This is a genomic window from Kitasatospora sp. GAS204B (assembly GCF_029892155.1).
In the GTDB taxonomy this organism is placed as follows: Bacteria; Actinomycetota; Actinomycetes; order Streptomycetales; family Streptomycetaceae; genus Kitasatospora.
Genome location: NZ_JARZAG010000042.1, coordinates 45493 through 52104 on the forward strand (window position 1 = coordinate 45493; position 6612 = coordinate 52104).

Below are 6612 nucleotides of genomic sequence, written 5' to 3' on the forward strand. Positions count from 1 at the left end.
AGTGCTGGACAGCGGGGAGCGGTGCGGCGGAGGGTGGGGTCATGGAGTACACCCACCTCGGCCGCACCGGCCTTCGCGTCTCACGTCTCTGCCTGGGCACGATGAACTTCGGCCCGCACACCGAGGAGCCCGACGCCCATCAGATCATGGACGTCGCGCACGAGCAGGGCATCAACTTCTTCGACACCGCCAACACCTACGGGCGGCAGGTGAGCCTCGGGCGCACCGAGGAGATCATCGGCAACTGGTTCGCCCAGGGCGGCGGGCGTCGGGAGAAGACGGTGCTCGCCACCAAGCTCTACGGGGACATGGGGGACTGGCCCAACGAGGGCAGGCTCTCCGCGCTCAACATCCGGCGGGCGGTGGAGGCCAGCCTGAAGCGCCTGGGCACCGACTACATCGATCTCTACCAGATGCACCACATCGACCGGGCCACGCCGTGGGAGGAGATCTGGCAGGCGATGGAGGTGCTGGTCGCCCAGGGAAAGATCATCTACGTCGGCTCCAGCAACTTCGCCGGCTGGCACATCGCCCGGGCCCAGGAGGCCGCCAGGGCCCGCAACTTCCTCGGCCTGACCAGCGAGCAGTCGTTCTACAACCTGCTGGAGCGCACCGTCGAGCTGGAGGTGCTGCCCGCGGCCGAGGCCTACGGCCTGGGCGTGATCCCCTGGTCGCCGTTGAACGGCGGCCTGCTCGGCGGCGTGCTGCGCAAGGAGCGGGAGGGGGTGCGACGCGTCAGTGGCCGGGCGGCGAGCGTGCTGGCCGACAAGCGCGAGCAGATCCAGGCGTTCGAGGACTTCGCCGCCGAACTCGGCCAGGAGCCGGGCGACATCGCGCTCGCCTGGCTGCTCACCAGGCCGGCCGTGACCGCTCCGATCGTCGGGCCGCGCACCCTGGAGCAGTTGCACGCGGCCGTGCGCGCGCTGGGTGTGACGCTCGATCAGAAGGCCCTGGCGCGGCTGGACGAGATCTTCCCCGGGTTCGGGCCCGCGCCGGAGGCGTACGCCTGGTGATCAGCGGCTCGTTCGGCTCGCTCAGCTCGCCCGGCCGAGTGCCTCGGTGACCAACTCCTCGGACAGGGCGCGGAGTCGGGCGCGCGCCTCGGGGTCGTAGGCCTGGGCGTCGGCGCGGGCCTCCTGGGTGCCGTTGTAGTACCGGCCGCTGTTGGCACCGGCGGCACCGGTGACCAGCCGCAGCGTCGCTTCCAGGCCCTGCTCCACCGTGCTCCAGGGGGTCACGCCGGCCTCCTGGACCATGGTGGTGGCCATCAGGCTGGCCGGGTGCAGGGCGTTCACGGTGACCGGCCGGTTGTCGGCGGCCAGCCGGTCGGCCAGGTCGTAGGTGGCGGTGATCTGGGCCAGCTTGCTGCGCCGATAGGCCACCGCCCCGTCGTACGCCTTGCTCAGCTGCGGGTCGGCGAAGTCGATCGGCTCCTGGCCGGCCGAGGCCACGTTGACGATCCGGGCCGCGCCGCCGGGCGACTCGGCGAGCCGGGGAAGCAGCCGCTCGGTCAGCCGGTAGCCGGCCAGGTAGTTGACGGCGAAGCGCAGTTCGATGCCGTCGGCGGACTCCTGGCGGCCCGTTCCCGGGGCGCCGAAGCCGATGCCGGCGTTGTTGACCAGGACGTCGAGCCGGTCGAAGCCGGCCAGGACGGTGTCCGCGAGCCGGTCCACCTGGTGCAGGTCGGCCAGGTCGGCGAGTCGGACCTCGGCCGCCCCGCCCGCAGCCCGCACCTGCCGCTGAACCTCGGCGGCCCGTTCGGCCGAACGCCCGTGCAGGATCAGCAGCGTGTCCGGTGCGGCCAGCCGCAGGGCGAGGGCCCGGCCCAGGCCGTCGGTGGCACCGGTGATCATGATGGTGGTCAGGGATGAAGTGGGTGACATAGTGTCAGCTCCGTAGTCCGTAACGGAAGTGTCGCGACGGTTCAGAGGTAAACCTAGCGAGTCCGGCGGGAGTTCGTATCGGAACTCGTGTCGGAACTCGCGGTCGGCCGAGGGGATCGACGCGGGGATGACGAGGGGACGACGGGGCGATGGGGACGATGGACGGGACGGGCGCCGCGTACCAGGATCCGCGGCTCGCATCGGTCTACGAGCGCGGCAACGAGATGCCGGCCGCCTCGCTGCGAGCCTGGGCGGAGCTGATCGCCGGGTACGCGCCGGGCGGCCGCGCCGTCCTGGAAGTCGGGGCCGGGACCGGGATGTTCTGCGCCGCGCTGGCCGAGGTCCTGCCGGCCGCCGAGGTGACCGGGGTGGAGCCGTCCGCGCCGATGCTGGCCGAGGCCGAGCGGCACAACGCCCACCCGCGGGTGCGTTACCTCGCGGGACCGGCCGAGGCGCTGCCGGTGCCGGACGCGGGCTTCGACCTGGCGCTGCTCTCCCGGGTGGTCCACCACCTGCCGGACCGGCCGGTCGCCGCCCGCGAGCTGGCCCGGGTGCTGCGCCCCGGCGCACGGCTGGTGATCCGCACCACCGTGCGGGAGCGGCTGGACGCGCCGGTGTACCGCTACTGGCCGCGGCTGCTGGAGACCGATGCCGAGCGTTTCCCGAGCGAGCGCCAGATCGTCGAGGACTTCACCCCGGCCGGGTTCGCCGTGCACCGGGTGCACTCCTTCAGCCGGCCGGTGGCGTCCGACCTGCGGGAGTGGCGGGAGCGGATCGGCGGGCGGGCGCAGTCGAAGTTCCTCGCGCTGAGCGAGGCGGAGTTCGCTGCGGGCCTGGCCCGGCTGGACGCGGAACTCGCGGGTGGCGGCGGTGCTGGCGCTACTGGGGCCGCTAGGGACGGTGGGGCCACTGGGGACGGTGGGGCGACGGCGCCGGTGCTGGAGCGGTACGACGTGATCGTCCTGGAGCGGACCCCGGTCGGGGCCTGAGTCCGGCCTTCGGGAGATGATGGGCCCAGGCGGCCCCGGTGGTGGTCGGTTCGACGAGTGGTGAAGGTTTCCGGAAATGGCCCAGATCAACCCCAGCATCCTGTCCGCGGACTTCGCCCGCCTGGCCCAGGAGGCCGAGGCGGTGCGCGGCGCCGACTGGCTGCATGTCGATGTGATGGACAACCACTTCGTGCCCAACCTCACGCTCGGCGTCCCGGTGGTGGAGTCGCTCGCGCGGGCGACCAGCACGCCGCTGGACTGCCACCTGATGATCGAGCAGCCGGACCGCTGGGCGCCGCAGTACGTGGAGGCCGGTGCCGGCTCGGTCACCTTCCACGTCGAGGCGGCCGCCGCGCCGGTCCGGCTCGCGCGGGAGATCCGGGCCATGGGCGCCCGTGCCTCGATGGCGCTGAAGCCCGCCACCCCGATCGAGCCCTACGAGGACCTGCTGCCCGAGCTGGACATGCTGTTGATCATGACCGTCGAGCCCGGCTTCGGCGGCCAGGCCTTCCTGGACATCATGCTGCCCAAGATCCGCCGCACCCGGGAGCTGATCGCCAAGCACGGCTTGGAACTCTGGCTCCAGGTGGACGGCGGCGTCTCCGCCAGCACCATCGAGCGCTGTGCCGAGGCCGGCGCGGACGTGTTCGTCGCCGGTTCGGCGGTCTACGGGGCCGCGGACCCGGCCGAGGCGGTCCGCTCGCTGCGGGCCCAGGCCGAGGCGGCCACGGCGGGTGCGGGGTGGGCATGCGCACACTGAACTTCCCCGAGCAGGGCCCCACGGCCGGTTTTCCGCAGCCCGGCCCCGTCGCGGGCGTTGCGGCGGTCGCCCCGCGCACCGGGGTGTTCCGGCGAGGGTTCGCCTGGCTGGTCGACTTCACCGTGGTCCTCGGACTGGCCATGCTGCTCGGCGTGCTGACCTTCCATCGGATCGGCGCGATGCTGATCAGCGTCCCCGGGCTGGCCGGGCAGAGCGTGTGGCAGTTGATCAAATCGCGCGGCAACTACGTCGGGGCCGGCGAGGGACTGGGGCTGTCGCTCTGGCACTCGGCGATCTCCGATGTGCAGCAGGGCTTCGTCGCCCTGGTGCTGCTCACCTTCCTCTACCAGTTCGCGACGCTGGCCCTGGCCGGCCGGACGCTGGGCAAGGCGCTGTTCGGCCTTCGGGTGCACGGCGCCGCGCCGCACGGGCTGCGGCGCGGCCTGCACCGTCGCCCCGCCGCGATCCGCGGCGCGGTGACGACGGTGGCGGACATCGGCTGCTTCGCGGCGGCCTGCTGCGCGCTGGCCGCCGGCGCGTTCGTGCTCGCGGCGGTGCTCTGGGCCGTCGCGGTGCTGGTCTTCTGGGTCAACGCGCTCCCCGCGCTGGCCGGGGAGCGCCGCTCGGTGGCCGACCGCCTGTCCGGCACCCGGGTCGGCGCCGTGGCCGTCCTGCAGCCCGCCGCGGCGTTCGCGCAGCAGGGCCTGCGGCAGCTGGCCGACTCGGACCTCGGGCGCAACCTGCGGAGTCGGACCGGCGACTGAGGATGCGTCAGCTCGCGGGTGGGCCGGCTCGCGCGTCGGCCCACCACGGGGGAGCTGCCGCTACGGTGGGCTGATGAGCAACCTTGATCGCAAGCCCGTCGCCACCCTGTGCGGTGGCGATGCGAGCACCGGCCCGGTTCGCGACCTGCTGACCGGCCGCAACGTGCGGCTCGGCGAGAGCACCGAGGTCCGCCGGCTGCTGCCCAACCTCGGGCGGCGGATGGTCGGCGCCTGGTGCTTCGTCGACCACTACGGCCCTGACGACATCGCCGACGAGCCCGGCATGCAGGTCCCGCCGCACCCGCACCTGGGCCTGCAGACCGTCAGCTGGCTGCACGAGGGCGAAGTCCTGCACCGCGACAGCCTCGGCAACCTGCAGACCGTGCGACCGCGCGAGCTGGGCCTGATGACCTCCGGCCGCGCCATCTCGCACTCCGAGGAATCCCCGCGCCCGCACGCCCGCCTCCTGCACGGCGCCCAACTCTGGGTCGCCCTCCCCGACACCCACCGCCACACCACCCCGACCTTCGAACACCACGACCAACTCCCCGAGATCACCGCACCCGGCCTGCACGGCACCGTGATCCTCGGCTCGCTCGACGGCACAACCTCCCCGGGCACCACGTACACCCCACTGGTCGGCGTCGATCTGACGCTGCGTCAGGGAAGTTCCACCAAGCTGCCCTTGGAGCCCCACTTCGAGTACGCCGCGCTGGCGATGACCGGCAGCGTCGACGTGGACGGGGTCGCCCTGGAGCCCGGCGCGATCCTCTACCTCGGCTGCGGCCGTCGCGAACTGCCCATGCTGGCTCGCACCGACAGCTCGTTGCTGCTGCTGGGCGGGGAGCCGTTCGAGGAGGAGATCCTGATGTGGTGGAACTTCATCGGCCGGACCGAAGAGGACATCAGGCAGGCGCGCGAGGACTGGATGACCGGTGCGCGGTTCGGTGAGGTGCACGGCTACGACGGCGACCGGCTGGCTGCTCCCGAGCTGCCCCAACTGCCCCTGAAGCCACGGGGAAGGATGCGCTGACCTGGGACCATGTACCAGAGAAAGGTTGCGCGGAGTTGCTGTGGCTCGCGGTCCGGGGCGTCTGCGATCCACCGCTCCGGGAGGACGCTCGAACCTCCGAGTGGCGGCTCCGGTGGTCGGCCACGAGCCTCAGGTGTGGCCATCCGTGGCCGGGTTCAGTCAGACAAGCGTTCCGAGGCATCGGCCAGCCGTAGTGGGTGCCGTTGGTGCCGCATGCCGTCCTTGACAACCGCTGCATCGTCGCGATCCTCCACGAGCACTACCCGCGCCTCGGCTACGACCTGTGCGACATCTTCGGGAGCAGGCCTGCAGGTTCGACGCATCCGCGTGCGCGTTGTTCCTGTGTACGGACAGGGCTGCGCCCCGCCGCGAACGGGGTGTCTGTCGGGCGGGGCGCAGCGGAGCCGGTGCTGGTGTTGGTCAGTTCGGGTAGATCGGGTTGGTGCCGTAGGTCCAGTTGCCGGCGGAGCTGGCGAAGACCTGCACCGGGTCGTTGCCCACGTTCATGGCAATCAGGTCACAGCGGCCGGGGCTGAGCATCGGAGTGGTGACCCTCACCGTGTTGCCGTTGGCGTCGTCCGTGAGCCACAGGTAGAAGTCGTTCGCGGAGCTCTGGCCGTTGCAGATTTCGCCGAGGGCCGAGCCGCTGTAGTTGCTGCCGCTGATACAGGTGCCGTGCTGGCAGTACTGGTCGGTGGCGGCGTTGGCGGTGCCGGTGGCGGCGGCGATGCCGCCGATGGCGAGCGCGGTGGCCGCGAGGCTCTGAGCGGCGCGCTTGGCGATGGTACGCATGAGGTAGTCCCCCGTCTTAGGCATGCGGGGGCGGCCCTGCTGCCTTCCCCCGACGGCAGCTAGGAGCGTAGTCGTGGGACGACGGCGCCGGGGGACCCTTTCTGGTCAGATTCCGGTGTGGCCAAGGGGGCAGGGCATGCCCCAAGAGGTGCTGACTGGCTTTGTTCACGAGAGCGGGTTCTCGTGAACAAAGCCAGTGAGCGCTGTGCATCGTGAAGTTGGCTGGTCACGGGGGCTGGCGTGACTCAGTTCCGGGGCGCTCGGGCTGGTGGCGGACGTCAGTCTGCCGGGTGGATTGAAGTTCCCCCGTTGATCTGGACAGCTTGATACTGGGACGGTTGGGTCCCGGAGGAAGCAGTCCAGGTAGTGAGTGGCAAGAGCAACATGAGCA

At 71.5% G+C, this 6612-nt stretch carries 7 protein-coding genes; 5 read left to right on the forward strand and 2 right to left on the reverse strand.

Annotation, left to right across the window (positions count from 1 at the left end):
* Positions 1 to 41: 41 nt before the first annotated feature.
* The gene (locus tag P3T41_RS34555; protein ID WP_280694602.1) at positions 42 to 1013 is read left to right on the forward strand and encodes an aldo/keto reductase; all 972 of its coding nucleotides are present in this window, start codon (positions 42 to 44) and stop codon (positions 1011 to 1013) included.
* Between the two features lie 21 nt (positions 1014 to 1034).
* Here the strand turns inward: P3T41_RS34555 and P3T41_RS34560 are convergent, their stop codons facing one another.
* The gene (locus tag P3T41_RS34560; RefSeq protein ID WP_280694603.1) at positions 1035 to 1883 is read right to left on the reverse strand and encodes an SDR family NAD(P)-dependent oxidoreductase; all 849 of its coding nucleotides are present in this window, start codon (positions 1881 to 1883) and stop codon (positions 1035 to 1037) included.
* A gap of 149 nt (positions 1884 to 2032) precedes the next feature.
* Between P3T41_RS34560 and P3T41_RS34565 the strand changes: the two genes are divergently transcribed.
* From P3T41_RS34565 to P3T41_RS34580, 4 genes are all read left to right on the forward strand, one after another.
* Positions 2033 to 2872 carry a class I SAM-dependent methyltransferase gene (locus P3T41_RS34565; protein WP_280694604.1) on the forward strand — a complete coding sequence of 280 codons (840 nt, stop codon included), beginning with the start codon at positions 2033 to 2035 and terminating at the stop codon, positions 2870 to 2872.
* Positions 2873 to 2948: 76 nt separating this feature from the next.
* On the forward strand, positions 2949 to 3632 hold the full coding sequence (gene rpe / locus P3T41_RS34570) for a ribulose-phosphate 3-epimerase (protein WP_280694605.1): 684 nt from the start codon (positions 2949 to 2951) through the stop codon (positions 3630 to 3632).
* Positions 3620 to 4396, forward strand: coding sequence for an RDD family protein (locus P3T41_RS34575; protein WP_280694606.1), 777 nt, complete (start codon positions 3620 to 3622; stop codon positions 4394 to 4396). The genes rpe and P3T41_RS34575 overlap by 13 nt, the downstream gene beginning before the upstream one ends.
* A gap of 73 nt (positions 4397 to 4469) precedes the next feature.
* Positions 4470 to 5429: a pirin family protein gene (locus P3T41_RS34580; protein WP_280694607.1), complete on the forward strand. Its 960-nt coding sequence runs from the start codon at positions 4470 to 4472 to the stop codon at positions 5427 to 5429.
* 420 nt (positions 5430 to 5849) lie between these two features.
* On the opposite strand, the gene P3T41_RS34585 is transcribed toward P3T41_RS34580, so the two are convergent.
* On the reverse strand, positions 5850 to 6221 hold the full coding sequence (locus P3T41_RS34585; RefSeq protein ID WP_280694608.1) for a hypothetical protein: 372 nt from the start codon (positions 6219 to 6221) through the stop codon (positions 5850 to 5852).
* Positions 6222 to 6612: the final 391 nt, after the last annotated feature.

Excerpts from the sequence above, each read along its gene's own strand:
- P3T41_RS34555 (WP_280694602.1), top strand. The coding sequence starts at position 42 with ATGGAGTACACCCACCTCGGCCGCACCGGCCTTCGCGTCTCACGTCTC.
- P3T41_RS34560 (WP_280694603.1), bottom strand. The coding sequence starts at position 1,883 with ATGTCACCCACTTCATCCCTGACCACCATCATGATCACCGGTGCCACC.
- P3T41_RS34565 (WP_280694604.1), top strand. The coding sequence starts at position 2,033 with ATGGGGACGATGGACGGGACGGGCGCCGCGTACCAGGATCCGCGGCTC.
- rpe (WP_280694605.1), top strand. The coding sequence starts at position 2,949 with ATGGCCCAGATCAACCCCAGCATCCTGTCCGCGGACTTCGCCCGCCTG.
- P3T41_RS34575 (WP_280694606.1), top strand. The coding sequence starts at position 3,620 with ATGCGCACACTGAACTTCCCCGAGCAGGGCCCCACGGCCGGTTTTCCG.
- P3T41_RS34580 (WP_280694607.1), top strand. The coding sequence starts at position 4,470 with ATGAGCAACCTTGATCGCAAGCCCGTCGCCACCCTGTGCGGTGGCGAT.
- P3T41_RS34585 (WP_280694608.1), bottom strand. The coding sequence starts at position 6,221 with ATGCGTACCATCGCCAAGCGCGCCGCTCAGAGCCTCGCGGCCACCGCG.